The organism is Aliiroseovarius crassostreae, from assembly GCF_001307765.1.
Taxonomy (GTDB): domain Bacteria; phylum Pseudomonadota; class Alphaproteobacteria; order Rhodobacterales; family Rhodobacteraceae; genus Aliiroseovarius; species Aliiroseovarius crassostreae.
Genome location: NZ_LKBA01000006.1, coordinates 22,992 through 48,850 on the forward strand (window position 1 = coordinate 22,992; position 25,859 = coordinate 48,850).

Annotated in this window: 27 protein-coding genes and 1 tRNA gene; 20 read left to right on the top strand and 8 right to left on the bottom strand. The window is 59.3% G+C overall.

The window, feature by feature from the left end:
- Positions 1-122: 122 nt before the first annotated feature.
- Positions 123-2,525, bottom strand: a complete 2,403-nt coding sequence (gene lon / locus AKJ29_RS06385) for an endopeptidase La (RefSeq protein WP_055189138.1) — start codon at positions 2,523-2,525, stop codon at positions 123-125.
- Between the two features lie 465 nt (positions 2,526-2,990).
- Here lon and AKJ29_RS06390 point away from each other — a divergent pair, with 465 nt between their 5' ends.
- Positions 2,991-3,428 (top strand): hypothetical protein, encoded by a 438-nt coding sequence (locus AKJ29_RS06390; protein WP_152972430.1) that lies wholly within the window; start codon positions 2,991-2,993, stop codon positions 3,426-3,428.
- Positions 3,429-3,459: 31 nt separating this feature from the next.
- Here AKJ29_RS06390 and tgt read toward each other — a convergent pair whose 3' ends face one another.
- Positions 3,460-4,599 carry a tRNA guanosine(34) transglycosylase Tgt gene (gene tgt / locus AKJ29_RS06395; RefSeq protein ID WP_055189143.1) on the bottom strand — a complete coding sequence of 380 codons (1,140 nt, stop codon included), beginning with the start codon at positions 4,597-4,599 and terminating at the stop codon, positions 3,460-3,462.
- Between the two features lie 209 nt (positions 4,600-4,808).
- Here tgt and AKJ29_RS06400 point away from each other — a divergent pair, with 209 nt between their 5' ends.
- The 9 genes from AKJ29_RS06400 to AKJ29_RS06440 all read left to right on the top strand — a co-directional run bounded on the left by AKJ29_RS06400 (position 4,809) and on the right by AKJ29_RS06440 (position 13,074).
- Positions 4,809-5,174 (top strand): SUF system Fe-S cluster assembly protein, encoded by a 366-nt coding sequence (locus AKJ29_RS06400; protein ID WP_055189145.1) that lies wholly within the window; start codon positions 4,809-4,811, stop codon positions 5,172-5,174.
- Between the two features lie 144 nt (positions 5,175-5,318).
- A complete protein-coding gene (locus AKJ29_RS06405) occupies positions 5,319-5,966 on the top strand; it encodes a helix-turn-helix domain-containing protein (RefSeq protein ID WP_055189146.1) in 648 nt (215 codons plus the stop codon).
- The gene (locus AKJ29_RS06410; protein WP_055189148.1) at positions 5,959-6,666 is read left to right on the top strand and encodes a DUF3307 domain-containing protein; all 708 of its coding nucleotides are present in this window, start codon (positions 5,959-5,961) and stop codon (positions 6,664-6,666) included. The genes AKJ29_RS06405 and AKJ29_RS06410 overlap by 8 nt, the downstream gene beginning before the upstream one ends.
- A gap of 62 nt (positions 6,667-6,728) precedes the next feature.
- Positions 6,729-7,124, top strand: coding sequence for a HesB/IscA family protein (locus AKJ29_RS06415; RefSeq protein WP_055189150.1), 396 nt, complete (start codon positions 6,729-6,731; stop codon positions 7,122-7,124).
- Between the two features lie 77 nt (positions 7,125-7,201).
- Entirely contained in the window at positions 7,202-7,879 is a 678-nt protein-coding gene (locus tag AKJ29_RS06420) for a hypothetical protein (protein WP_139231369.1), read from the top strand.
- A gap of 76 nt (positions 7,880-7,955) precedes the next feature.
- Positions 7,956-8,702 (top strand): triose-phosphate isomerase, encoded by a 747-nt coding sequence (gene tpiA, locus AKJ29_RS06425; protein WP_055189154.1) that lies wholly within the window; start codon positions 7,956-7,958, stop codon positions 8,700-8,702.
- Positions 8,703-8,817: 115 nt separating this feature from the next.
- A complete protein-coding gene (locus AKJ29_RS06430; protein ID WP_055189156.1) occupies positions 8,818-10,215 on the top strand; it encodes a pyridoxal phosphate-dependent decarboxylase family protein in 1,398 nt (465 codons plus the stop codon).
- A 405-nt stretch (positions 10,216-10,620) separates the two neighbouring features.
- A complete protein-coding gene (trhA, locus tag AKJ29_RS06435; protein WP_055189158.1) occupies positions 10,621-11,262 on the top strand; it encodes a PAQR family membrane homeostasis protein TrhA in 642 nt (213 codons plus the stop codon).
- Positions 11,263-11,523: 261 nt separating this feature from the next.
- Positions 11,524-13,074, top strand: coding sequence for a trimethylamine methyltransferase family protein (locus tag AKJ29_RS06440; RefSeq protein WP_055189160.1), 1,551 nt, complete (start codon positions 11,524-11,526; stop codon positions 13,072-13,074).
- Between the two features lie 263 nt (positions 13,075-13,337).
- Here the strand turns inward: AKJ29_RS06440 and AKJ29_RS06445 are convergent, their stop codons facing one another.
- Together AKJ29_RS06445 and AKJ29_RS06450 are read right to left on the bottom strand one after the other, a co-directional pair.
- On the bottom strand, positions 13,338-15,161 hold the full coding sequence (locus AKJ29_RS06445) for an ABC-F family ATP-binding cassette domain-containing protein (protein ID WP_055189162.1): 1,824 nt from the start codon (positions 15,159-15,161) through the stop codon (positions 13,338-13,340).
- Between the two features lie 127 nt (positions 15,162-15,288).
- A complete protein-coding gene (locus tag AKJ29_RS06450; protein ID WP_055189164.1) occupies positions 15,289-16,074 on the bottom strand; it encodes a GNAT family N-acetyltransferase in 786 nt (261 codons plus the stop codon).
- Between the two features lie 153 nt (positions 16,075-16,227).
- On the opposite strand from AKJ29_RS06450, the gene msrB reads away from it, so the two are divergent.
- Positions 16,228-16,638 carry a peptide-methionine (R)-S-oxide reductase MsrB gene (gene msrB, locus AKJ29_RS06455; RefSeq protein WP_055189166.1) on the top strand — a complete coding sequence of 137 codons (411 nt, stop codon included), beginning with the start codon at positions 16,228-16,230 and terminating at the stop codon, positions 16,636-16,638.
- Between the two features lie 88 nt (positions 16,639-16,726).
- Here msrB and AKJ29_RS06460 read toward each other — a convergent pair whose 3' ends face one another.
- Positions 16,727-17,179 carry an outer membrane protein assembly factor BamE gene (locus AKJ29_RS06460; RefSeq protein ID WP_055189168.1) on the bottom strand — a complete coding sequence of 151 codons (453 nt, stop codon included), beginning with the start codon at positions 17,177-17,179 and terminating at the stop codon, positions 16,727-16,729.
- Positions 17,180-17,395: 216 nt separating this feature from the next.
- Between AKJ29_RS06460 and AKJ29_RS06465 the strand changes: the two genes are divergently transcribed.
- The 9 genes from AKJ29_RS06465 (at position 17,396) to AKJ29_RS06500 (ending at position 24,001) form a co-directional block, all read left to right on the top strand.
- Entirely contained in the window at positions 17,396-17,971 is a 576-nt protein-coding gene (locus AKJ29_RS06465) for a YceD family protein (RefSeq protein ID WP_055189170.1), read from the top strand.
- A gap of 121 nt (positions 17,972-18,092) precedes the next feature.
- Positions 18,093-18,221 carry a hypothetical protein gene (locus AKJ29_RS20305; protein ID WP_256415719.1) on the top strand — a complete coding sequence of 43 codons (129 nt, stop codon included), beginning with the start codon at positions 18,093-18,095 and terminating at the stop codon, positions 18,219-18,221.
- Between the two features lie 37 nt (positions 18,222-18,258).
- The gene (gene rpmF, locus AKJ29_RS06470) at positions 18,259-18,468 is read left to right on the top strand and encodes a 50S ribosomal protein L32 (protein WP_055189173.1); all 210 of its coding nucleotides are present in this window, start codon (positions 18,259-18,261) and stop codon (positions 18,466-18,468) included.
- A 93-nt stretch (positions 18,469-18,561) separates the two neighbouring features.
- Positions 18,562-19,644 (top strand): phosphate acyltransferase PlsX, encoded by a 1,083-nt coding sequence (plsX, locus tag AKJ29_RS06475; RefSeq protein ID WP_055189175.1) that lies wholly within the window; start codon positions 18,562-18,564, stop codon positions 19,642-19,644.
- Positions 19,641-20,615 (top strand): beta-ketoacyl-ACP synthase III, encoded by a 975-nt coding sequence (locus tag AKJ29_RS06480; protein WP_055189177.1) that lies wholly within the window; start codon positions 19,641-19,643, stop codon positions 20,613-20,615. Before plsX ends, AKJ29_RS06480 begins: the two co-directional genes overlap by 4 nt.
- Before the next feature lie 115 nt (positions 20,616-20,730).
- On the top strand, positions 20,731-21,033 hold the full coding sequence (gene ihfA, locus AKJ29_RS06485; RefSeq protein ID WP_055189179.1) for an integration host factor subunit alpha: 303 nt from the start codon (positions 20,731-20,733) through the stop codon (positions 21,031-21,033).
- 74 nt (positions 21,034-21,107) lie between these two features.
- The gene (locus tag AKJ29_RS19975; RefSeq protein WP_235477313.1) at positions 21,108-22,688 is read left to right on the top strand and encodes a MerR family transcriptional regulator; all 1,581 of its coding nucleotides are present in this window, start codon (positions 21,108-21,110) and stop codon (positions 22,686-22,688) included.
- Positions 22,689-22,771: 83 nt separating this feature from the next.
- A tRNA-Pro gene (locus tag AKJ29_RS06495) sits at positions 22,772-22,848 on the top strand.
- 73 nt (positions 22,849-22,921) lie between these two features.
- Positions 22,922-24,001, top strand: coding sequence for a 2'-deoxycytidine 5'-triphosphate deaminase (locus AKJ29_RS06500; protein WP_055189181.1), 1,080 nt, complete (start codon positions 22,922-22,924; stop codon positions 23,999-24,001).
- A 138-nt stretch (positions 24,002-24,139) separates the two neighbouring features.
- Here AKJ29_RS06500 and AKJ29_RS06505 read toward each other — a convergent pair whose 3' ends face one another.
- From AKJ29_RS06505 to AKJ29_RS06515, 3 genes are read right to left on the bottom strand one after another with little or no spacing between them, the layout of a single operon-like run.
- On the bottom strand, positions 24,140-24,379 hold the full coding sequence (locus AKJ29_RS06505; RefSeq protein WP_235477315.1) for a hypothetical protein: 240 nt from the start codon (positions 24,377-24,379) through the stop codon (positions 24,140-24,142).
- Positions 24,380-24,435: 56 nt separating this feature from the next.
- A complete protein-coding gene (gene scpB / locus AKJ29_RS06510) occupies positions 24,436-25,095 on the bottom strand; it encodes an SMC-Scp complex subunit ScpB (protein ID WP_055189187.1) in 660 nt (219 codons plus the stop codon).
- A complete protein-coding gene (locus tag AKJ29_RS06515) occupies positions 25,095-25,847 on the bottom strand; it encodes a segregation and condensation protein A (RefSeq protein WP_375542823.1) in 753 nt (250 codons plus the stop codon). The genes scpB and AKJ29_RS06515 overlap by 1 nt, the downstream gene beginning before the upstream one ends.
- Between the last annotated feature and the right edge of the window lie 12 nt (positions 25,848-25,859).

A 25,859-nucleotide genomic window follows, 5' to 3' on the forward strand; every position in this document is an offset into this window, starting at 1 on the left:
CATTAACAAATCCAGCTCCAAGCATTTTTTAGAGCAAAAATTCAAGTGGCGCGCCCAAACCGGGCGCGCCACTGAAAGGGTGTCACAAGCACATAAAACGGATGGGCCCCTGCCCGTCCAGATCAATGCGCGGTCTGGCTGGTGCTGCCCGGTTTGCTGGCAAGCGCGGCGGCGGCCTCTTCCGCGGCTTCATCCCATTCCACCGGTTCCGGTGTCCGGGTCAAAGCCAGTTTCAGAACATCCGACACATGGTTTACCGGGATAATTTCCAGACCATCCTTCACGCTGTCCGGCAAATCCGGCAGGTCCTTTTCGTTCTCCTCGGGGATCAGAACCGTCTTGATCCCACCACGCAGCGCCGCCAGCAGCTTTTCTTTCAAACCACCAATGGCCAGCGCATTGCCGCGCAGGCTGACCTCTCCGGTCATGGCAATGTCCTTGCGCACCGGAATGCCGGTCAGCACCGAGACAATTGACGTGACCATGGCCAGACCCGCCGAAGGACCATCCTTTGGCGTGGCCCCATCCGGCACGTGCACGTGGATGTCCCATTTTTCAAACTGCGGCGGTTTCACCCCGATTTCAGGGGCGATGGAACGCACATAGGACGAGGCCGCATCAATCGACTCTTTCATCACGTCGCCCAGTTTCCCGGTGGTCTTCATCCGGCCTTTGCCCGGCAGACGCAGGGCTTCGATCGACAGAAGGTCGCCACCAACCGAGGTATAAGCCAGCCCGGTCACGACACCGACCTGATCTTCCTTCTCGGCCAGACCATAGCGATGGCGCCGCACCCCGAGCAGGTCAGACAATGCCTCAGGGGTCACATCCACCGCTTCAACCTCACGCTTCACGATTTTGGTAACCGCCTTGCGGGCCAGTTTGCCAATCTCGCGCTTCAGGTTCCGAACGCCCGCCTCGCGGGTGTAATAGCGGATCACATCACTCAGGGCATCATCGGTCAGCGAGAACTCTTTCGCCTTCAGCCCATGATCCTTGATCTGCTGCGGCACCAGATGCTGGCGTGCAATCTCAAGCTTTTCTTCCTCGGTATAGCCCGACAGCGGAATGATCTCCATCCGGTCCAGAAGCGGGCCCGGCATGTTGTAGCTGTTGGCCGTGGTCAGGAACATCACATCCGACAGGTCATATTCGACCTCGAGATAGTGATCGACAAAAGTCGAGTTCTGTTCCGGGTCCAGCACTTCCAGCATCGCAGACGCGGGATCACCCCGGAAATCCTGCCCCATCTTGTCAATTTCATCGAGCAGGATCAGCGGGTTGGTGGTTTTCGCCTTTTTCAGCGCCTGGATGATCTTGCCGGGCATGGACCCGATATAGGTCCGGCGGTGGCCGCGAATTTCGCTTTCGTCACGTACGCCGCCCAGCGAGATGCGAATGAACTCGCGCCCCGTGGCCTTGGCGACCGATTTGCCAAGCGACGTCTTCCCCACACCCGGCGGGCCGACAAGGCACATGATCGGGCCTTTCAGCTTTTTCGAACGTTGCTGCACGGCCAGATATTCGACAATGCGTTCCTTGACCTTCTCAAGCCCGTAATGGTCTTGATCGAGCACCTTCTGCGCGTTCAGCAGGTCTTTTTTCACGCGGGATCTCTTGCCCCACGGCAGACCCAGCATCCAGTCGAGATAGTTGCGTACCACGGTGGCTTCGGCCGACATGGGCGACATGTTCTTGAGCTTTTTCAGCTCGGCATCCGCCTTTTCGCGGGCTTCTTTCGAGAGCTTGGTTTCGGCGATTTTCTCTTCGAGTTCCGTCAGTTCGTTCTGACCTTCATCCCCATCGCCCAACTCCTTCTGAATGGCCTTCATCTGCTCATTCAGGTAATATTCACGCTGGGTGCGCTCCATCTGCGATTTCACGCGGGTCTTGATTTTCTTCTCAACCTGCAGAACGGACATTTCCCCCTGCATCAGCCCCATGACCTTTTCCAGCCGCTCGGACACGGTGAAGGTTTCAAGCAGGTCCTGTTTCTGATCCACATCCACGCCAAGATGACCCGCCACAAGGTCAGCCAGCTTGTCAGGTGTGCGCGTCTCGGCCACGGCGGCCAGCGCCTCTTCGGGGATGTTTTTCTTGATCTTGGCGTAGCGTTCGAAATCTTCGCCCACCGAGCGCAGCAAGGCTTCAAGCTCGTCGGGATCTCCCGGGCGTTCTTCGATCAGCTCTGCCTCGGCTTCGAAATAATTATCATTGTCGAGGAAGTCGGTGATCTTCACCCGTGCCTGCCCTTCGACCAGCACTTTCACGGTGCCGTCGGGCAGCTTCAGAAGCTGCAACACATTGGCGAGCACCCCTACGGAATAGATGCCCTCGACCTCCGGCTCATCCACCGCAGGGTCGATCTGGCTCGACAGCAGGATCTGCTTGTCATCCGCCATCACCTCTTCCAGTGCGCGCACCGATTTCTCGCGCCCGACAAAAAGCGGCACGATCATATGCGGGAACACGACAATGTCGCGCAGCGGCAGCACCGGATAGGATTGGTTCAGTTGCTCGGTCATGGATAATCCTTGTTCTTGGCAAGAAGATCAGGCCCCGTAAGCGGCAGCCGCGATCCCCTCCTGTTCGCGTATATCACTTGGGCATTCAGCAACCCGGTTTCAAGCGCAGCAACCCTGGACTGGCCCTGGACTGGCCCTTAGATCCAGCCCATACGCGCTGTCCCAAACCATGCCTGTGCCGGACGGAAGGTGCAAGGGGCCAATCCCGGTGAGAGGGCGGAAAACCACATGGTTTTGTGGGAAGGCAAATGCCCTTCCGGTTTCCTGCCCGGCGGGATCGCGTTGCCCTCGCGCATCGCCTGGGGGTTTAACCACGTTTTTTTCACAAACGCGCCGCAATATGGTGATTCTCCTGCTTAAAATACCTTCCGACATGAATTCGGAGATTTCAGGATGCTAAAATTTCTCAAGCGATCATCGCAGAAGACCGATCCTGCGCCAGCGAAACCTCCTTCCGCCCCGCAGATGCCCACCCCGTTGCTGACTGCGGAAATGATGCACCGCCTTATCCGCAACCTTGCGCGTGAGGGCCACTTTCAGGGTAGCTTTGCCATTTTCCCGGACTATCTCAGTGAAAAAACCGGGAAAGATCAGGAAAATGTGACCCATGCCAGTTTTCTGGCTGGTGGTCATCTAGATCCGACAAGGGTGGCCATCTCTTTTGCGGGCATCACCGGGCCGCACCTTGCCAGCCTCGCAATCGACGTGGTGATGGACGATCTGTTTGAACTGATCCCCAAATGGCACAACAGCGATGAGGGCACGGTTTCAACCCGCCTGCCCTTTGGTCCGCCGGGGCATTGGATGCTGATCGACTGTGTCACCGAACCGGTTGATCCTTGGAGCACCGGGCAGATATGTGACGGGTCCACCCTTCGGATCTCGCTGGTCGAAGAAGGGTGAGCCGCCCGGAGCTGCGGCCCTCCGGACCTGCTTACAACGGCGCGATGTCCCCCTGGGCCCGCTGCGCGTGGAACTCGGCCTCCCAGGCGTCGAACCGCCCTTCGAAAATCGCATCACGCATCCCCTGCATGATCTCCTGGAAATAATGCAGGTTATGCCAGGTCAGTAGCATCCCCGAGATCATCTCGTTCGAGCGGAACACATGATGCAGATAGGCGCGCGAATAATTGCGGCAGGCCGGGCATGTGCAGTTCTCATCCACCGGGCGCGGATCATCTGCGTGGCGGGCATTCTTGATGTTCAGAACGCCATGGCGGGTCCAGACCTGTCCGGTGCGACCTGATCGCGAGGGCAACACGCAATCCATCATGTCCACCCCACGCTTCACGGCCCCGACAATGTCGTCCGGCTTGCCAACCCCCATCAGGTAGCGCGGCTTGTCTTCGGGCAGGAACCCCGGCGCAAATTCAAGGCAGTCAAACATTGCCTCCTGCCCCTCACCCACTGCGAGACCACCAATTGCGTAGCCATCAAAGCCGATCTCTATCAGCGCCTTGGCCGATTCCTCACGAAAGTCCTTTTCAAGCCCGCCCTGCATGATGCCAAACAGCGCATGTCCCGGACGGTCGCCAAAGGCCTCGCGCGACCGCTCCGCCCAGCGCATCGACAGGCGCATGCTTTCGGCAATTCGTTTGCGGTCGGCAGGCAAGGCGGGGCATTCGTCGAAACACATGACAATGTCAGACCCCAACAGGCGCTGGATCTCCATCGAGCGTTCCGGGGTCAGCTCGTGTTTTGAGCCGTCAATGTGGGATCGGAAGGTCACGCCCTTTTCCGTCAGCTTGCGCAGGGACGAGAGGCTCATCACCTGGAACCCGCCGCTGTCGGTCAGGATCGGTTTCGACCAGTTCATGAACTTGTGCAGCCCGCCCAGCGCGTGAATACGTTCCGCTGTGGGGCGCAGCATCAGGTGATAGGTGTTGCCCAGCAGGATATCCGCCCCGGTCGCCGCCACGCTTTCCGGCATCATCGCCTTGACGGTGGCCGCGGTGCCCACCGGCATGAAGGCAGGCGTGCGGATCTCTCCGCGTGGGGTAGAGATCACCCCGGTGCGGGCGCGCCCATCGGTGGCTTTGAGGGTATAGCTGAATGTGGTCGTATCCTGTGTCATATCCCCCGAATGTCGCAATTGTCGGAAAATGCCAAGAGGGGAATCGCGCCAGAGGACAGTTCTCCGCCCGGATTGGCATGGTTCCCGAGCGTTTCAGGCGGGTTTGATCTGCATCATGGGCAATTTCCGCACCCTGCGGCATTGGTCCTCTGGACCTCGGAGCATGTAATCCTTATATGTTCGCTCAGGAATAAAACGGGACTTTCCAGATGACCATGGAATCGCAAGACCAGCTCGAAGGTGAGCCACTGATCAAACCCTCCTCAACCGAGCATCCGCTTTATGATGATGTGGTAGAGGCCTGCCGCACGGTGTTCGACCCGGAGATCCCGGTCAATATCTATGACCTTGGCCTGATCTATACGATCGAGATCAACGCGCAGAACGAAGTGGATATCATCATGACCCTCACCGCGCCGGGCTGCCCGGTGGCTGGTGACATGCCGGGCTGGATCATTGAGGCGATTGAACCGGTGGCAGGTGTGAAGCAGGTCAATGTGGACCTGACATGGGAGCCGCCCTGGGGCATGGAGATGATGTCGGACGAGGCGCGTCTGGAGCTTGGCTTCATGTAAGCCCTCCCCCTCAAGAGATCCGAAGGCAGGCCCAGCGCCTGCCTTTTTTGTTGCCCCGACAAGTTCGCAACTGCTTTCAGTTGCAATACATCAAAGCAAGCAAAATAACTTGCATTTGCCAAAAGCAAGCGATATAACTTGCATATGCCACAGATTGCCGTCCTCACCGGAGATATCGTGAACTCCTCTGCCCTCTCTTCAGGAGAGCTGGACCGGGCAATTGAAACGCTCCAACAGGCGGCAATGATGATTTCTGCATGGCCTCCACACGATACAAAGACAGCAACTGTTTTTGGGCGTCGCGGTGGGGACGGCTGGCAAACGACACTTTTTGCACCTGGGCGTTCACTGAGGGCCGCGCTGTTCCTTCGCTCCTCACTTATGTCTGCGGGGGCATTTCAAACCCGCATCGTCGTAGCCGTCGGCGAAGGTGCTCTAAGCGACAAAGCAATGAACGACCCGAATTATGGCCATGGCCCGGCATTCACACATTCCGGGCGCTTGCTCGAAAAACTCCCCCGTAACAGCCTGATGCAACATGCGGATGGCGGGCCACTCTCTGCCGCCTATCTGCTGGCAGATCATATTTCGCGGGAATGGACACAGGCACAGGCCGCCACGATGGCCCTTGCCCTCGCGCCAACACGCCGAACACAGCAAGACATCGCCGAACACCTCGGCATTTCACGTCAGGCCGTGGCACAATCCCTGAAATCGGCAGGCTATACCGCCATAAACGCCGCGCTCGCGCTGATCGAAACAGCCCCACCCGAAAGACATCACGATGCTTGAAACCTTCCTGGCCCTTCTCATCGCCCATCTGCTCGCCGACTTCGTGTTTCAGACCAACGCAATGGTGCGCGAGAAGCGGCGGCTGGATGTGTTTGCCTCACATATCGCGGTGGTCGGAGCGGCCAGTCTGTTTGCGCTGGGGGGCGATTGGCAGCCTGCGCTGGGGATCACCGTGGCCCATGCGATCATTGATACGCTCAAAACCTACGCCCTGCCGGCCCGGCAGGGCGCACGGCTTTGGGCCTTTCTTACGGATCAGATCGCGCATCTGGCCACGATCTTCTGGGTGGCGCTCCTCTGGCCGCTTTCCTTCGTGCATGGGATCTGGGGCTTTGCCACGCCCTATATGGCGGGGCCAGCCATCCTAATCGCAGGCTTTCTGATTGCCACCTTCATGGGCGGGCCGATTGTGGGGGGCCTCATGCGTGGCTTCCCGCAAAGCTTTGCCATTCAGGGGTTGAAAAATGCAGGGCGCATGATTGGCCTGCTTGAGCGCATCTTCGTCTTTTTCCTGATCCTGTTTGACAGCCCGATCGGCATCGGCTTCCTGCTCACCGCGAAATCGGTTCTGCGCTTCGACACTACCCGCAAGGGGCAACGGGCCTCTGAGTATGTGATTATCGGCACGCTTGCCTCATTTGGATGGGCGATGGGGGTGGCTTTCCTCACAAAAGAGGCATTGGCGCTTCTCCCCCCTTGAGACATTCCGAATAACACCCTAAATTTGTCAGGCTCATCAGATTGGGCACAAAGGAGCACAACATGTTCGGCATCCCCGGCAAACAGGCCCTGACCATGACGGATCGGGCCGCTAAGCAGATCTCCAAACTGATGGAGAAAGAAGGCCATACCGGTCTGCGCATCGGCCTGAAAAAGGGTGGCTGTGCGGGGATGGAATACACGATGGACTATGTGGATCAGGCCGATCCCCATGATGAGGTGGTCGAACATAACGGTGCGCGTATCCTCATTGCCCCCACCGCACAGATGTTCCTGTTCGGCACCGAGATCGACTATGAAACCGGTCTTCTGGAAAGCGGCTTCAAGTTCAACAACCCCAATGTGGACGAGGCCTGTGGCTGCGGGGAATCGGTGACGTTCAAAAGCGTCGAAGAACTGACCGAAGCCTTCCCGAACGGGGTGCCGAAGCTGAGTTGAGACCCTACCAAGTAAATTTCCTATTTTGATTAAACAATGCGAATAGTTAAATGCACGAGAGCTTAGACCCAAGACTAATGGCCACCCTCTTGGGCGCTGGAATTTCTACGGCTACGGCCCTCATTGTTTTCACACTAAACCAGAAATCGGAACGCAAAAAACGCGACGAAGAAAGAAAGCGCTTGGAAGCTGGAAATGCTATTTCTGGCCACATCAAGCTCACCCAATGGGCCAACTTGCTCGCAAACATACAGAGCCACATCGACCGCTTTTATGAGGAAGCAAACCAAGATGACCTGCAAGTCTACGAGCCGTGTCAAATCGTTGGGCCAACTGCGGGTCTCTTCCTGGAACCGGAGAGACTGAAAGCGGAGGAATTCGCTTTCCTCATATCCGAAAAAGAGAGTGAGCTTATTAGCAATATGCTTTTGGTGGAAGCGCGTGCCAGCAACACGCACCACTTGCTGAATGAATATTCAAAACAGCGTTTAGCATTCGAGGAATGGTTAGAGAGCCTGCCGGGATTTAAAAGAGAGCTTGTTGGTCGCATATCTAAAGAAAGCATTCCCATTGAACATAAGACAAATTGGGACCTTCGCATTGCTCAGCTAAATGTGATCTTGGGCAACATAATTGCAAACATAAAAGCCGACATCTTGTTAGCAGAAAACACCACAAATGAATTCGCCCGTATTGCGCACCATAGATTTGACGACAATTTTCCAGAAATAACTTTGAATTCGGAGCCCTCCTGATCTCGCGCCTTAATGCCCCCTTGACGCCCCCTGCCCCAGCCCTGAAAACGGGGCAAACAGTATTGGAGGATCCGCGATGCGGCGTAAATTGGTAGCAGGCAATTGGAAGATGAACGGGCTGGGAAGCAACCTGGCAGAATTGGAAAAGCTGTCGGCGCATCATGCCGCCCCCTCCTGCGAGGTGCTGGTCTGCCCGCCCGCCACGCTGATCTCTCGCGCCCGTGACACGGCGGGCAGCCAGATTGCCATTGGCGGTCAGGATTGTCATGCGGCCACCTCGGGCGCGCATACCGGTGACATCTCTGCCGAGATGCTGAAAGACGCAGGCGCCAGCCATGTGATCCTTGGCCATTACGAGCGTCGAGAGAACCACAACGAAAGTGACACGGATGTGCGCAAGAAAGCCTCTGCGGCGATTGCAGCGGGCCTCAAGGTTGTGATCTGTGTCGGCGAAAGCCTCGACGAACGCGAAGCAAACAACACGCTTGATATCATTGGCGGGCAATTGGCGGGATCGATCCCTGATGAAGTGACCGGCGAAAATCTCATCGTGGCCTATGAAGCGATCTGGGCGATTGGCACCGGCAAAGTGCCGACGCTGGACCAGATCGGCGAAGTGCATGATTTCATTCGCTCCCGCCTGGAGCGGCGCTTTGGCGAAGGCGTGGGCCGTTCGGCCCGCCTGCTCTATGGCGGTTCCGTCAAGCCGGACAACGCGGGTGAGATTTTTGCCGTCTCGAATGTGGACGGTGCCTTGGTCGGCGGGGCCAGCCTGAAAGCTGATGATTTCTCGGCAATCATATCTGCCTTGGAAAACGCCTGAAGCATCATGGAGTGAGGGGCTACGGCCCCTCTTTTCTTTTGCCTGCCCGGAACACCAACTGAAGCCCCACAAAAGAACAGGCGACACGACAGATACAGGGAAACGGAAGCTCGACATGAACCACGACGATCTGGTCACCTGGTCCACAAAAGCCGCCGAATGGGCGCGCGACTACCATCAGGGGCTGCGCGCGCGCCCGGTGCGCCCGGACATCACGCCCGGCGCTTTTCTGGCACAAATCAACGCACCGGTGCCGGAAACCCCCGAACCGATCGAAACGATTTTTGACGATTTCACCCGGTTGGTGCCGGACGCGATGACCCATTGGCAGCACCCGCGCTTTTTCGCCTATTTCCCAGCCAATGCGGCCCCTGCGTCGATGCTGGCAGAGCAACTGGCCAATGCCATGGCCTGTCAGGCGATGCTCTGGCAGACCGCCCCGGCCGCAAATGAGATGGAGGAGCTGGTGATCCGCTGGCTGCGCGACGGCATGGGGCTGCCCGAGGCGTTCACCGGCACCATTCACGACAGCGCCACCACCGCCACCTTTTGCGCCGTCACCACGATGCGTGAACTTGCCCTTGGTCATGAGGGCGTAAGCAAAGGGCTGGCCGGTGGCCCGACCCTGCGCATCTATGCCAGCGCCCAGACCCATTCGAGCGTCGACAAGGCGGTGCGCCTGTGCGGCATCGGGCAGGATAACCTTGTCAAGGTGCCCACCCTGCCCGACCACGCCACCTGGTCGATGGACCCGGTGGCGCTTGATGCCCTTATTCGCGCCGACCGTGACGCGGGCCGAAAACCGGCAGGCGTCGTGCTTTGTGTCGGGGGCACCTCGATCGGGGCCTGCGACCTGGTGGGCGACTGTATCAAGGTCGCGCATGCCCATGGCCTCACCGTGCATGTGGATGCGGCCTGGGCGGGATCCGCGATGATCTGCGAAGAATTCCGCACGCTTTGGGCGGGGATCAACGCCGCCGACAGCATTGTCTTCAACCCGCATAAATGGCTGGGCGCGCAGTTCGATTGCGCAATCCAGTTTCTGCGGGACCCCGCCCCCCAGATCGGGGCAATGGGGCTGAGACCCGATTACCTGAAAACGCAGGGAACGGATGAGGTCGTCAATTACAATGAATGGACCCTGCCGCTTGGCCGCCGCTTCCGCGCCCTGAAGATCTGGTTCCTGTTGCGCGCCGAGGGCCTGACAGGTCTGCGCGACCGCATTCGCAACCACGTCACCTGGGCAAAAGAAGCCGCGGAGGCCATCGCCAAACTGGACGGGTTCGAGATCACCACCCCGCCGATCCTCTCTTTGTTCACCTTCCAATACCAAGATGACGCCAAAACCGCAGCCCTTCTGGAGCAGGTGAATCGCGACGGGCGCATCTATCTGACCCAGACAAATCATGAGGGGAAATTTGTCATTCGTGTGCAGGTCGGCCAGTTCGATTGCCTGCGGGAGGATGTGATGATGGTGCCGAAAGTGCTCTCGGAACTTGCAATCGACCTCTAAGGCAAGGAAATCTTTACATGTTCATGAAATCCTGATGATCAGAACAGGTCATCAGGCGCAGGCGGGACTGTTTCCGGCATCCTGACAATGAGTTGATCAGGTTTGACCACAAATCGCCTCGATTTTGCGCTAACATGAAAGGACCGGTCCCAAGGCGATAGGCCTTCATGTCCGACATTGCACAGAAAGTCACATCCAGAAGGATCCCGAACTCATGGCATTGAACCGTGCGTCAGGCACGGATCACGGACATTACAGGTCACGTCGCCCTGCACGAGATTGTTTGTGGGCGTGTTGCCGAGCAGCTTTTTGCAAACCCTTCGACACCCCGCATGAGCAGCATTTAAAGCGTTTCGACTTTACGCTGAAACAGGGAAAAGTCGAAACGCCGCAAGGGGTAGCGATATGGAGTTTGGAGAAGAATTCACATTTCAGGAATATGTCGCCGATGGTGTCGTGCACGGGGTGGGGGTGATTGCCGCCCTTGCTGGCGCCACCGGGTTGATCATCTGGGCGGCCCATGCGGGGCCAATGGGGCATTTGCCGCTGGTGGCCATCTACGCAGCCGGATTGCTGGCCACGTTCCTGCTTTCAGCTGCCTATAACATGACCCTTCACCGCGAAGCCCGCGCCGTGCTGCGCCGCTTTGATCACGCAGCGATCTTCTTGATGATCGCCTGCTCCTACACCCCGCTTGCTCTGATTGGCATTGGCGGCACCAACGGGGTGGCGCTGATGCTGGCAGTCTGGACCATCGCCGTGATCGGCATCACCCTGAAACTGTTCTTTTTTGGCCGGTTTGAACGGTTTACCTTTCAACTCATGCTGATGCAGGGCTGGCTTGCCGTTCTGGCCATAGGCCCGTTGATCGCCTCTTTCAGCCTTGGCGTCCTGATCCTGCTGGTCGGCGGCGGTGTGCTGTTCACATTGGGCACGCTGTTTCACCTGCGCGATCACCTGCCTTTCAACCGCGCCATCTGGCACGGGCATGTGCTGATCGCCGCCGGGATGCATTATGTGGCCATGTTCATGATCTTGCGGGGATAATCGTTACATTCCGTCGTGACAGCGTCCAATTGCGACATGCAATTATGACGCAAACGGAAAAGAATCACGTTCTGCACTCGTTTCTTATTGGAAACAGGGAGGACGAAATGGACAGCTTTAACTGGCTCATTTCCATTGTGGTTAGGACCATTGGCGCCGAACGGGGCCGGGCCGCACGTGGGCGACCGGGTGGCAGCTGAGCACGGGCCGCGATTTGCCCCGTGGCTTTGGCATTCCACCCCAAGATACACTCTCTGATAAATGGACCTTGATATGAGTTCACCTTCTGCCCGCCGTTCCGGCGGTCGCGCAGCCCGTAAGGCTTTGCGCGCAGCCCCCCTGACCGATGCGATCCGCCCCGTGCGTCCCGGAATGGAGGGCGGCACCTATCAACCGCTTTCCGATGCGGATGTGCTGCGCATCCACAACGCCGCCCTTGAGGCACTGGAGACAATCGGCCTTGCCGATGCCCCCCCCAGCGGCATTGAATACATGACCAAAGCGGGGGCCATCCTGGGCGAAGACGGGCGGCTGCGCTTTCCGCGTGCTTTGGTGGAAGACAGCCTGGCCATGGCGGCAAAACAGATCACCCTGCATGGGCGCGATCCAAAACGTGACCTGGACCTGGGCGGCAACCGCGTCCATTACGGCACCGCAGGCGCTGCGGTCAGCATGGTGGATGTGCAGGGCCGCAATTACCGCGACAGCACCGTACAGGACCTGCATGACGCGGCCCGTATCGCGGATCGTCTGGACAATATCCACTTCCTGCAACGCCCCATGGTCTGCCGTGACATCGCTGACAATTGCGAGATGGACCTGAATTCAATCTACGCCTGCGTGACCGGCACCACCAAACATATCGGCGTCTCTTTCACCGAACCGGATTTCGTGAAACCGGCCATGGAGTTGCTGCATATGATGGCGGGCGGCGAAGAGAAATGGCGCGAGCGGCCCTTCGTGTCAAACTCCAACTGCTTTGTGGTGCCACCCATGAAATTTGCCACCGAAAGCTGTCAGGTGATGGAAGAGGTGATCAAGGCCGGCATGCCGGTGCTGCTGCTGTCTGCGGGCATGGCGGGCGCCACCGCCCCCTCCACCGTGGCAGGCGCCATTGTGCAGGCCACGGCCGAATGCCTCGCTGGTCTGGTCTATGTCAATGCCGTCAAACCCGGCCACCCGGCCATCATGGGCACCTGGCCCTTCGGTCTGGACCTGCGCACCGGCGCCATGTCGGTGGGATCAGGAGAGCAGGCCCTGCTAACCTCTGGATGTGCACAGATGCACCACTTTTACGGTCTGCCCGGCGGAGCAGCCGCTGGGGCGTCAGACGCGAAACTGCCGGACATGCAGGCCGGCTGGGAACAGATGTGTTCCAATGTCACCGCCGGGCTGGCCGGGGTGAACATGATCTATGAAGCGGCCGGCATGCATGCCTCGTTGCTGGGATTTTGCCATGAAAGCCTGATCCTTGGCGATGACCTGATTGGACAGGCCCAGCGCGTGGTGCGCGGGATCGAAGTGACGGATGAGACGCTTGCACTGGACCAGATCGCCTCGGTCTGCCTTGAGGGGCCGGGGCATTACCTTGGCACCCCACAGACCCTCAGCCGGATGCAGGCGGATTATGTCTATCCGACATATGGAGATCGGACCTCGCCCAAGGAATGGGCAGAAAACGACAAACCAGACCTGATCGCCAAAGCGACCGAACGCAAGGAGGCCATTCTGGCGGAGCCGTCGCAGGCCGCCCTAGATCCCATGCTGGATGCGGAGATCCGGGCCAAGTTCAACATTCACCTGAAAGGGTGATCAGGCGCGCGCGGGAACACTCCCGCGCCTTTACGACCTGCCGGTCGACAGGCTTGGGCAGGGCCTCGCTTCACTCGGATCAGGGGCTTTGCCCCTCGCCTCTGCGCGGCTCACCCCAAGGTATTTGGGGCAAGAAAAAAGCGAAAATACTAAAGTGTTTCGACTTATTATTGAGACACAATAATGAGGCGAAACGCTCGAATCCTACTGATGTTGCGGGCGTTTCGAAATCAACTTGTGTCTCAAGTTAATCTCGAAACGCTTTAGGATTTCGCCGCCTCTGCTTTTTCCTCCAGCTCCAGCCATTCCTCTTCGGCGCGCGCGAGTTTTATCTGCCGTTCTGCCAGCCCTTCCGAGGCTTTCTTGAACTTGATCGGCGCATCCGTGAAGAGGTTTGGGTCCATCAGGAACTCTTCAAGTTTGGCAATCTCGGCCATCAGGCGGTCAATCTCATCGGGCAATGCCTCCAACCGATGCTGTTCGGTAAAAGAGAGGCCAGTGGTTTGTGCTGCGGATTTTTCGGCTTTCGGCTTCTCGGCAGGCTTGGATTTTTTCTTTGCCGGCAACGCTGGGTCTTCTTCGCCCTTCTGTGCCTGATAATCCGACCAGCCTCCGGGGTAGATCGTCGCGCGCCCGTTGCCCTCCATCGCAATGGTGCGATGCGCCACTCGGTCGAGGAAATCCCGGTCGTGGCTCACCAGCAGCACCGTGCCGTCATACGACCCAAGAATGTCCTGCAGCAGGTCGAGCGTTTCCACGTCAAGGTCGTTGGTCGGTTCGTCGAGCACCAGCAGGTTGGATTGCCGCGCCATGATCTTGGCCAAAATCAGCCGCGCCTTTTCCCCGCCGGACAAGGACCTGACCGGTGCCCGGGCCTGCGCCTCATCAAAGAGAAATTCCTTGAGATAGCCCACCACATGTTTCGGATATCCCCGCACCATCACCTGGTCGGCCTTGCCGGAGACGCGCATCTCCGGGTCCCCGGTCAGGTTTTCCCACAGGCTGTCATCTTCCACCAGGGTCGAACGGTTCTGGTCAAACACCGCCATTTCAATGCCGGTTCCCAACGAGACAGAGCCGTCATCCGGGGTTTCCTGACCAATGAGCATTTTCAGAAGCGTGGTTTTGCCCGCGCCATTGGGGCCGACAAAGGCCACGCACTCACCGCGCATGACCCGCAGGTCAAACGGACGCAGAATCAGTTTATCCCCGTAGGCCTTTGAAATACCTTGCGCTTCGATCACGCGGCGGCCGGATTTCGGCCCCGCCTCAAGCACCATCTCAGCCGTGCCCTTGCGTTTGATCTGCCCCGCGCGTTCGTCGCGAAGCTTGGCCAGTTCACGCAGCCGCCCCTGATTGCGTTTGCGTCGCGCCGATATCCCTTCGACCGCCCAGCGCGCTTCGGATTTGATCTTGCGATTGAGCTTGTGGCGGCCCTGGTCTTCCTCTTCCCAGGTCTTGTCGCGCCAGGTTTCGAAATGTTCAAATCCCTTTTCCTGCCGACGCACCTGCCCGCGATCCACCCAAAGGGTCGCACGGGTAAGATTGCGCAGAAATGCGCGGTCGTGGCTGATCAGAACATATCCTGCACGGGTGGAGTTCAGCTCATCTTCCAGCCATTGAATGGCCTGAATATCGAGGTGGTTGGTCGGCTCATCCAACAGCATCAGATCCGGGGCCTCAGCCAGCAGTTTCGCCAGCGCCGCCCGCCGGCGCTCTCCGCCAGAGGCGGTCCCTACCGGTGCTTCAAGGTTCATCTTCAACCCCTCGGCCACCCGCTCAACCAGATACTCCTCGCCGGGTTCCAGCCCGCTCACGGCAAAATCACCCAATGTGGCAAAGGCAGACAGGTCCGGGTGCTGTTCCATATACCCCACGGACACCCCGGGCGACAGCACCCGCTCCCCCTGGTCCGGCTCAATCATACCGGCCATCACTTTCATCAAGGTGGATTTCCCCGACCCGTTGCGCCCGACCAGCGCCACACGATCCGCGGGCTGCACCACCAGATCAAGATCATCAAAAACAGGATCGCCCCCGAAGGTCAGCGAAATTCCGGACATTTGCAAAAGAGGTATACGTGCCATGAGGAGGAGTTAGGCGGCCTGATGCGACAGGTCAACGCCAAAGCCGCACCAGAAACCCCCGGTCCTTATTTTCTGGTCAAAAATATCCTGGGGTGAATGACGCAGTCAGAGGGGCAAAGCCCCTTCCCTACCCATCCTGCGTCAAAGCCCGCAGCAGACGTGCCCGACCGGGGGGGATGGCGGCAATTTCCACCCCGATGAACACATGCAACGTGTTCAGGTCACGATCCACAACCGCGTGATCACTGACCCACCCTCCCATACTCAGATAGCTGCGCAGCAAGGGGGGCATCAGCCGCAACGCCTGATTTCGGTCGGGGGGCCGCCCGCCCGGACCTTCCTTGGCAAACGGCACCACTTCGGGGGCCTTGCGTCGGGGGGCATGCTGGGCCGGGGCCAGATGGGCCTGACGCAGAACCCCAAAGACATCAAGGTAGCGGGCCACGTCGGTTCCCTGAAAAGAGCTGCACCCGAAAAGCAGTCCAATCCTTTCCGCATCCACCACCCGCGTGATCTCAGCCCAGGCCAGACGCAGGATATCCGCCCCATCGGCTTCCTTCGCCCCGTCGGGAGCGATACAGAACCGGCCCAGTTCCAGCAATGGCTCCGCATAGGTCGACAGCGCGGACAGGTCGTAATACTGCGCGGAATAGCTCCGCGCGATCTCGGCCCCGGACGCAAGCGGCAACAGGCGAAAACAGGCCATCAGCGCCCCGTCCTCCATCCGTTCGATCAACACGTGGCGACAATGCGCGTCAAACGCGTCATGGTCACGGGGTTCCTGCCCGGAGGGATCGGGTTGGTTGGCCTGCCCGGCACGGAAACACCGAAACCGCAGCTTTTGCGCTGCAATCCGATCCCCCTCCCCATCGGCCAGACGCACCCGGTAACGGGGGGCACACGTTTTCGGCATCCTTGTTTCTCCGCCCTTGGCGCCATCCCGCGCGCACCCTAACTATTGGCTCTATCGGTCTGCTCGCTGGCACAATTATGTGACAGCAGTATGACCCTTGCCTGATCCAACCATATTGAATGAGATCAAGAAAAGCGAAAAGGGAGAGGCGACATGGCCAAAGTGACCAAAACCGACGAGGAATGGCGCGCCGAGCTGCAAGACGAACTGACCTTTCAGGTCACACGAAAGGCCGCTACGGAACGCGCCTTCTCGCATCCCGGCTTTCCCGAGGGCGACGGTGTCTTTCACTGCGTCTGCTGCGGGGCCGCCCTGTTTGACAAGGGGGAAAAGTTCGAAAGCCATTGCGGATGGCCCGCCTTTTCCGCCCCCCGTGACGATGCCCCGATTGGCGAAGAGGTTGACCGCAGTTTCGGCATGACCCGCACCGAGGTGCATTGCGACGATTGCGGCGCCCATCTGGGACATGTGTTCCCGGACGGCCCCGGCCCCAACGGTTTGCGCTATTGCATCAACGGGGTCTGCCTGAGTTTCGAACCCGGCCCAGGGACAAAAAAGGACTGACACGCACGCCCACAGACATGCCCCACAGACATGAAAACGCCCGGACGGGTGATCCGGGCGTTTTATCTAAATTCTTGCAAAAACCGGTTCAGTTCCCGCTGATAATATCCCCGACATTAAGCCGCCCGAGCGAGCCGAACATCTGGCGCAGGAAGCCAACCCCGACGATCCCGGTTTCTGTCACACGCCGATCCAAAACAACCACGCGGCCATCTTCCAGGCCAAATCGCTCGATATTGGCGACCTTACCTGCGGTGTCATAGCTGATGGCCAGCACCTGACGGTCGATCTCTTTCGGTTCATTATAGGTGAAATGCTCAAACCGGCTTTGCACGTAATACCAGCCCCCGTCGGTCAACAGACCGCTGGTGCCCGGTTGTCCGACGGTTTCCGCCACGCTTTCACGGGTATCGACACCCACCTGAAGGGCAGCAATATCCGTATCCGTCGGCATATAGCCGTGATTACGATAGGTTGCCGAGCAAGCCGCCACGCTGCCCGCCAGCAGTATTGCCAGCCCCACGCGCTTCAATTTTGACATTGGCCCCCCTCAAGACGCATCGCTAAATTTCACCAAACAGGGCTTGCGCAAACCGCCATTGGTTGGGCATGGTGACCAAACCGCGGGAAACCCGTCCGCAAACACCTTGTAATACAAGTCTGTCCACTCACAGCCCCTTATGGCATATTGCGTTTTCCTACCTGTCTCGCGTATCGGCTTACCCTAGGATCGCAAAACGTTCAAGAAACATACATCATGACCCAGCCAAAAGACGCCCTTCTCTTCACCCACCCGATCCGCGTTGCGGATCTGAGCCCGAATGAGGCCACCGCCTTTGAGATCATCCCAAGCGAGGCGCAGTGCCGTGCAATCGCTGCAGATATTGGCGTGCCCGCCCTGCGCAAAATCCGCTTTACCGGCACCCTCGCGCCGATGGGAAAACGCGACTGGAAAATGCAGGCGCGCCTTGGGGCCACCGTGACGCAGGACTGTGTTGTCACCCTGGCGCCGGTCACGACCCGGATCGAAGACGAGGTCAGCCGCCACTGGATTGCCGGGCTGGTCACGGCCCCGGAAGGTGACGAGGTGGAAATGCCCGATGACGTCACCCAGGAACCGCTTGGTACGGAGATTGATCTGGGCGAGGTGCTGATCGAGGCGCTGGCGCTGGCGCTGCCGCTTTACCCGCGCGCCGAGGGGGCCGCACTTGAGGCACAGAATTTCACCGAACCGGGCATCACCCCAATGACGGATGAGGCTGCGCGGCCTTTTGCGGGACTGGCCGGGCTGCGGGACAAGCTGTCAGGCGAATCTGACCCATCCGACAACTGACCCACCACGCCGGATCCGCCATCAGATCAGTCAGATCAGGCTGTCAGATCGCCCCGGGACACCCGTCCCGGACCACGCGCTTTCAGCCTATTTCACCTTTTGCACCATTCCCCCTTGCAACATGACAGAAAATACGTATTTTCGCGGCTTCTTTCTGCAAGATGAGTTGGACAGCGCCCGCGAGATCGCGTATGACGCGCCGAGACTCAGGAAACTGAACATGAACATGGGCGTGATTGCCCCCGATTAAACCCGGGCCCCGCGCCCCCAAACCAAAGGTTGAGACGATGGCTGTCCAACAGAACAAAGTTTCGAAATCGCGCCGCAACAACCGCCGCGCACATGACGCTCTGGTTGCTGCCAACCCGAACGAATGCACCAATTGCGGCGAGCTGAAGCGCCCGCACCACGTCTGCCCCTCCTGCGGTCACTATGACGACCGTGAAGTGGTGGCCATGGCTGGTGAAGCCGACTTCGACGACGAAGACGCAGCGTAAGGCTCTTGCCCTCTTGGGGCGGGCATGTCAGGAAAGTCCCTAAAGCACGGGTGGCCCACAGGCAGGGCCCCAGCGCCCAAGGGACAATTAAGAATGACAAGTAACGCCCCGAAACGCACCATTATTTCGATCGACGCCATGGGCGGCGATCGTGGGCCGGCAGCCGTGGTTGCCGGCCTTGCGCTGTCTGCAGAAAAGAACCCGGATATCGGGTTTCTTCTGCATGGCGACAAACCCACCCTTGAACCGTTGATTGCGCGCGAAGCCAATCTGCAGGGCCGGGTGGAAATCCGTCACACTCAGGAAGTGGTGACGATGGATGCCAAACCGTCTCATGTCATGCGCAATGGCAAAGAGACCTCGATGTGGGCCACCATTGATGCGGTGCGCAACCACGAAGCGGATGTGGCGGTCAGCTGCGGCAACACCGGCGCGCTGATGCTTCTGTCGATGGTCCGCCTGCGCAAGCTGCCCGGGGTGAACCGCCCTGCGATTGCCTGCCTCTGGCCCTCGCGCAATCCCGGCGGGTTCAACATCATGCTGGACGTTGGGGCCGATATTCGCGCCGACGACACCGATCTTCTGCAATATGCGATGATGGGCGCGTCCTATGCGCGCAACGGTTTGGGCATCGCCCGCCCGCGTATCGGCCTGCTGAACGTCGGCACGGAAGAGCACAAAGGCCACCCGGTTCTGAAATCGGCCCATGAGCTGATCACGAACGCGGCAGAGGACGCGAATATCGAGTTTGTCGGCTTTGTCGAAGGTGTCGATATCCCCTCGGATCAGGTGGATGTGATCGTCACGGACGGGTTCACCGGGAATGTGGCGCTGAAAACCGCCGAAGGCACGGCCAACCTGATGGCAGGCTTTATTCGTGAAAGCTTCACCGAGACCGTTCTGGCCAAGCTGACCGCGCTGATCGCCAAGGCGTCGCTAGGGCGGCTCAAGCTGCGCATGGACCCGCGTCGCGCCAATGGCGGCGTGTTCCTGGGCCTCAACGGCACGGTTGTGAAAAGCCATGGATCGGCGGATCCGGTGGCCATTTCATCGGCCGTCAAACTGGCCTTCACGCTGGCCCGGTCGGGCTTCAATCAGAAACTTGCCGCACGGGTTGCATCCTCGGGAACCCTACGTCAAGATGACATGTCAACGAAGGATGAAGAGCAGGCATGACAATTCGCGCGGTGGTCAAAGGCGTTGGGCATTATCTGCCCGAACGCGTGGTGGAAAACTCCTATTTTGAAGGCATTGTGGACACGTCCGACGAATGGATTCGGGCGCGTTCCGGCATTGAACGGCGCCGTTTTGCGGCAGAGGATGAGACCACATCGCAAATGGCTGGAAAGGCCGCGCGCGAAGCCCTGGCGGATGCCGGTCTGGACGCGGATGATATCGACGCCATTGTCGTGGCCACCTCCACCCCGGACCTGACCTTTCCCTCGGTCGCCACCATGGTGCAGAACGAGTTGGGCATGACCCGCGGCTTTGGCTTTGACGTTCAGGCGGTTTGCGCAGGCTTTGTCTTTGCCCTGACCAATGCCAATGCGCTGATCCTGTCCGGTCAGGCCAAACGTGTCCTGGTGATCGGGGCCGAGACCTTCTCGCGCATCCTTGACATGACGGACCGGGCCACCTGCGTGCTGTTCGGTGATGGCGCCGGGGCCCTGGTGCTGGAAGCGCAGGAGAGCCGCGGAGAGAATTCGGATCGCGGCATCCTGTCGGCCGACCTGAATTCAGACGGGCGCATGCGCGAAATGCTTTATGTGGATGGCGGCGTCTCAACCACCCAGAAATCGGGCTTCCTGCGGATGCAGGGCAACCCCCTGTTCCGGCAGGCGGTCGGCAAACTGACCGAGACCGCCGAAGCCGCTTTGGGCAAGATCGGGTTCACCGATGATGACGTGGATTGGATTGTGCCGCACCAGGCCAATATCCGCATTATTCAGGGCACCGCGAAGAAAATGGGCGTGCCGATGGACCGCGTGATTGTCACGGTCCAGGACCATGGCAACACCTCTGCCGCCTCGATCCCGCTGGCCCTTTACGAGGGGCGCAAGTCCGGAAAGATCAAAGAAGGCCAGCTTGTCGTAACCGAGGCAATCGGTGGCGGGCTTGCCTGGGGCGCGGTGGTCCTGCGCTGGTAACCGGCAGGCTTTTGCCTGCAACTCACGACACAAGCCATTGATTTTGGGGGTGCTTATTGACAGCCTCCCCCAAAGCACTCATTCTCTCTGCAACAACATTACAGGGGGACAAACAATGAGTGAAAAGACTTTGACGCGCATGGATCTGAGCGAAGCTGTATTCCGCGAAGTAGGCCTGTCGCGCAATGAAAGTGCGCAATTGGTGGAAAGCGTTCTGGGCCATATGTCCGACTCTCTGGTCAATGGTGAAAGCGTCAAGATCTCATCCTTCGGCACCTTTTCCGTTCGCGAAAAAGCTGCCCGTGTGGGTCGCAATCCGAAGACCGGTGAAGAGGTTCCGATCAGCCCACGCCGCGTGCTGACCTTCCGTCCGTCCCATCTGATGAAAGACCGTGTCACGGCCGGCAATAAGAGCTGATTATTTACGTGTTTTCAGGGGGATAACTCCCCCCTTTCTTTTCTATTTTCCACTGAATATCCGGGCAAAACACCATGGACAAAAAGTCACCCGACGCCTTCCGGACCATCAGCGAGGTGGCCGATTGGCTTGGCGTGCCAACCCACGTCCTCCGTTTCTGGGAAAGCCGTTTTTCGCAGGTCAAACCGGTGAAGCGCGCGGGGGGGCGGCGTTATTACCGCCCCACGGACATGGCGCTTTTAGGCGGCATTCGCAAATTGCTGCATGAAGACGGGATGACCATTCGCGGCGTGCAGAAACTGCTGCGCGAACAAGGGGTCAAACATGTGGCCGCCATGTCCCCCCTGCTCGATTCGCCCCCTTTGCCGCAAAATGCCGAAGGCAACGTGGTCTCCTTTGACCCTGCCGAACGCGCCCGCGATGGCCAGGCTCAGTCCGGTGATGGGCAGCCCCAGCCGGATGAAGACGCAGCGACCACCCCGGATGTGACCGCACCTCCCGCAGAGGAGATTGCAGAGGCTGGCATCTCCGAAACGGATGCTGACACCTCCCCAGCGACCCCAACTGACCCACTTGCCCCGCTGCCACAGAAGGACCGCACCATCGCCGAAGCTCTGGAGAACGGGCCCAGCACTGCCCCGGCCCCAGAGGATATCGTGGAGGAGTCTGCAGCCCCGGTCACAACAGATCCTTCCACCATCCCTTCCACCATGGAAGACGGGGAAGATGCGAACGTCGCTGAGGCGCAAACAGAGGTAACAACCGCCCCAGACACGACAGCACCGGCCGAAGCCATGCCTTCGCCGTCGGCTTTCACCGAAGAAGACACTCCAACCACATCGGCAGATCCCGCAACCGATCCGTTGCCCCCCCTCCCCGAGCAAATGCCGCCGGAAGAGAGCGCGACGAGCGCGCCTGCCGCAGATACCGTCACCGGAGAGGCCGACACCGAGGCGGAACAGCCTTCCCCCACAGAGGCTGCGCAGGAAGGCGAAGCGGTCGATCCCCCCGCCAGCCCGCAACCGATGGATCTGTTCGGATTTGCGGACACGCTTCCGGGCGAAGCGCCAGACGCAGGCCCTGCTGACCCGCCAGCCACATTCCCGGCAGCCGAGGGGCAGGACCCTGCCCCGACCACCCCCACCGACAGTGAGCCGGACGCCACGGGTGAGGCGCTGAGCGCCGAATTGCCCGATCTTGCGGATGACGCCTCGCATCCCACTGACACCGATCCTGATTTTGACGCTGGCGAGACACCAGTTGCCCCGACCCTTGAGCAGCCCCCCGAACAGGACACGGGGGATGGCCTGTCCGAAGACATGGTGGCAGTTGAGCACGGGCAAGAGGACGCCGAGGCGGATCCCACCTCCCTCCCCCCGCTTCATTCTGAACCGGAGGAGAGCGACACGTCCCAGCCGGAAGAGATCCCGATACCACCCGAATCTCCTGCTGAGCCAGACCTGCCGCCGCAGATCGACCTGTCCCATATTCCGGCCGACCCCGAAGGGGATGATCCTGAGGTGGACACCCCCCTGATCCTCACGCTCCGCGACATCGGAAAGCGCGGCACAGATGTGCATCTGCCGGTTTTGCAGGCCCTTGCGGATCAACTGGATGCTCTGCTTGCGCAGATGGACCGATCAAACAAGCGTTGAGCAAAAGAAGTGGGGACAATGGTGACTTTCCTGCGTTTTCCGGCTTGCCCCGCCCGTGAAAATCACTATGTAAGGGCCTCAGTCGGGCTATGGCGCAGCCTGGTAGCGCGTCCGTCTGGGGGACGGAAGGTCGCAGGTTCGAGTCCTGCTAGCCCGACCAAAACAGCCCGCCCCTTCACTGAGGGGTGGGCGTTTTTGTATTCGGGGTTCAGGGAAACGATGGGAGGATTGCGATGACACCGGGTGTTCTGGCAGATGCGCAGATCAGGCAAATGATCACCGATGGGGCCATCTCGGCTGCCTCTCCGATTCTGAATGACCAGATCCAGCCCGCCAGCCTTGATCTGCGGCTGGGGGAGCGGGCCTATCGCGTGCGCGCCTCGTTCCTGCCGGGATTGGGACGCACCGTGGCGGACCGTCTGGACGATCTGACCATGCATGAAGTGCCCCTGACCGGCGGTGCCGTGCTGGAAAAGGGCTGTGTCTATGTGGTGCCGCTGATGGAACACCTGTCCTTGCCTGCGGGGATGACCGGGGCGGCCAGCGCCAAATCCTCAATCGGGCGCCTTGATATGATGACACGTGTGATCACCGATCAGGGGATCGAATTTGATCGCGTTCCCGATGGGTATGAAGGCCCGCTTTATGCCGAAATCTGTCCGCAGAGCTTTTCGGTGGTGGCCCAGCCCGGTCAGTTGCTGACACAGATCATCTTTCGGCAGGGCCGCACATTCCTGTCTGATGAGGAGTTGCGCAAGGTCCATGTCGAGACGCCAATTGTTTCCGGTGACCCGGTGATTTCCGATGGGCTGGGGTTTTCGGTGGACCTGAAACCACGTTCCGGTGACCTTGTAGGCTATCGCGCCAAGCGGCACTCCGGTGTGGTGGATCTGTCCAAGCTTAACCATTACGACCCGGCGGAATACTGGGAAGAGGTGCGCACCACCAAAGGGCAGATTATCCTTGATCCGGGAGCGTTTTACATTCTGGTCAGCCGGGAGGCGATTGCGATCCCTCCCAATTGTGCTGCGGAAATGGCCCCTTACCTTGCCATGGTGGGTGAGTTCCGGGTGCATTATGCCGGTTTCTTTGATCCCGGTTTTGGCTTTGATGCTGCGGGTGGATCAGGTTCACGCGGGGTTTTGGAAGTGCGCTGCCATGAGGCGCCTTTTGTGCTGGAACATGGGCAGGTCGTGGGACGGCTGGTGTATGAGCGCATGTCACAGACACCTGAGGCGCTTTATGGGGTTGATATCAAATCAAACTACCAGGGGCAGGGCCTGAAACTGTCCAAACATTTCAAGGCAAAATGACGTAGAGGGCCAAGGGGCGCTGCCCCTCGCCTCGTTGAGGCTCACCCCGGGATATTTTCAACCAGAAAATGAGAGCGGCGACTGGATGCCGGTTCCGTTTCCAGTGGCGGCGGCGCTTGCGTAAAGGGTTTCGGCCTCTCAGAACAGTTTGCGGGTGATGCGGGCGCTTTGCCGGGCCTTTCGGACCATCTGGCGGGCCTGCCGGGCGCGCTTGCGCTCTTCAGGGGTCATGTCTTCGTTTGTCGGGGCCTCACCACGGCCAGACCGTTTCGCGGCATAATCAATTCCGGCATCGACCCCTTTGTTGATCAACTGGCCAAGAACCCGGCGAATGATCATGTTGATAATGCTGTTGAGGTTCATGTCTGTCTTTCCCATCTGCGCGCAAAGGTAATATAGCACATCATTGCGGCGATTTCAGGATGTGGCCGGAATTAATCTTCGAACAGTTCGCTCTGGCCGCTGGTTGGTTCGTCATCCTCGTCGTCATGGTCCGGGCCGGGCATCATGCCGGGGGGCGGGCGGCTTTCGAGAAGGCCTGCGGCGCGCAGCTCTTTCAGCCCCGGCAGGTCGCGGGCGCTTTCCAGGCCAAAGTGATCCAGGAAATGCGGCGTGACCACAAAAGTGACAGGGCGGCCCGGGGTCATGCGACGGCGGCCAAAACGGATCCATTCCATTTCGATCAGCTGATCGATCGTGCCCCGAGAGACGGAAACGCCCCGGATCTCTTCGATTTCGGCCCGCGTGGCGGGTTGGTGATAGGCGATGATGGCCAGGGTTTCGATTGCGGCGCGACTGAGTTTCCGCACCTCGATCGTTTCCTTTTGCATCAGATGGCCCAGATCAGGGGCGGTTCGGATAGCCCAGGCATCCCCCACACGCACGACCCGCACACCGCGCCCTTCATAGCGTTTCACCAGATGGGCGAGTGCCTCGCCGGCATCCGCCCCATGGGGCATGCGGCTTTCAAGTTCCGCCACGCTGACCGGTTCCCCCGAGGCAAACAGGATCGCTTCGACCATGCGTTCCTGCTCTCCCATCGGGGGGGCATCAAACAGGCTTTCTTCCTGAGTATCAACGACTTGCTCATTCATCACGATTTCCTGCGAATTTCGATCGGCGCAAATGTGTCGGGTTGGCGAATGTCGATCATTCCCCGTTTGGCCAGTTCCAGAGAGGCGGCAAAATTGGCGGCGGTGGCCGAGCGGCGGCGTTTGCCATCCAGCACCCAGCCCTCGGGCAGATAAGAGGACAGGTCGGTCCAGTCCCCCGCATAACCCACGAGGTCACGCATCCGTTCCAGCGCCTGTTCCATGGTCATCAGGCTTTCCCGGTCCATGACAAAAGGGCGAAACTCGTCCTTGGTGCGGATCCGTGCATAGCCCTGCATCAGGTCGAGAAGCGTGGCTGTATAGGTCACGGTGCGAATGCGCGTCACATCCTCGGGCACACCACGGGCGAAGAAATCCCGCCCCAATTGGTCACGCGCCATCAGCTTGGCAGCGGCATCGCGCATGCCCTGCAGCCGTTCCAGCTGAAACGCCAGATGCGCGGCGAGGTCCTCGCCCGTCGGCCCTTCTTCGGTGGGGTCAGGGGGCAGAAGCAGACGGGATTTCAGAAAGGCCAGCCAGGCCGCCATCACAAGGTAATCCGCCGCCAGCTCAATCCGCAAATGGCGCGCTTTTTCGACAAATCCCAGATATTGTTCCGCCAGATCAAGGATCGAGATCTGGCGCAGATCCACTTTTTGCGTGCGCGACAGGGTCAAAAGCAGGTCCAGCGGGCCTTCATACCCATCGACATCGACAATCAGTGCCTCCGCCGCGAGGCGGTCTGACACCGACATGACGTCTTCTGA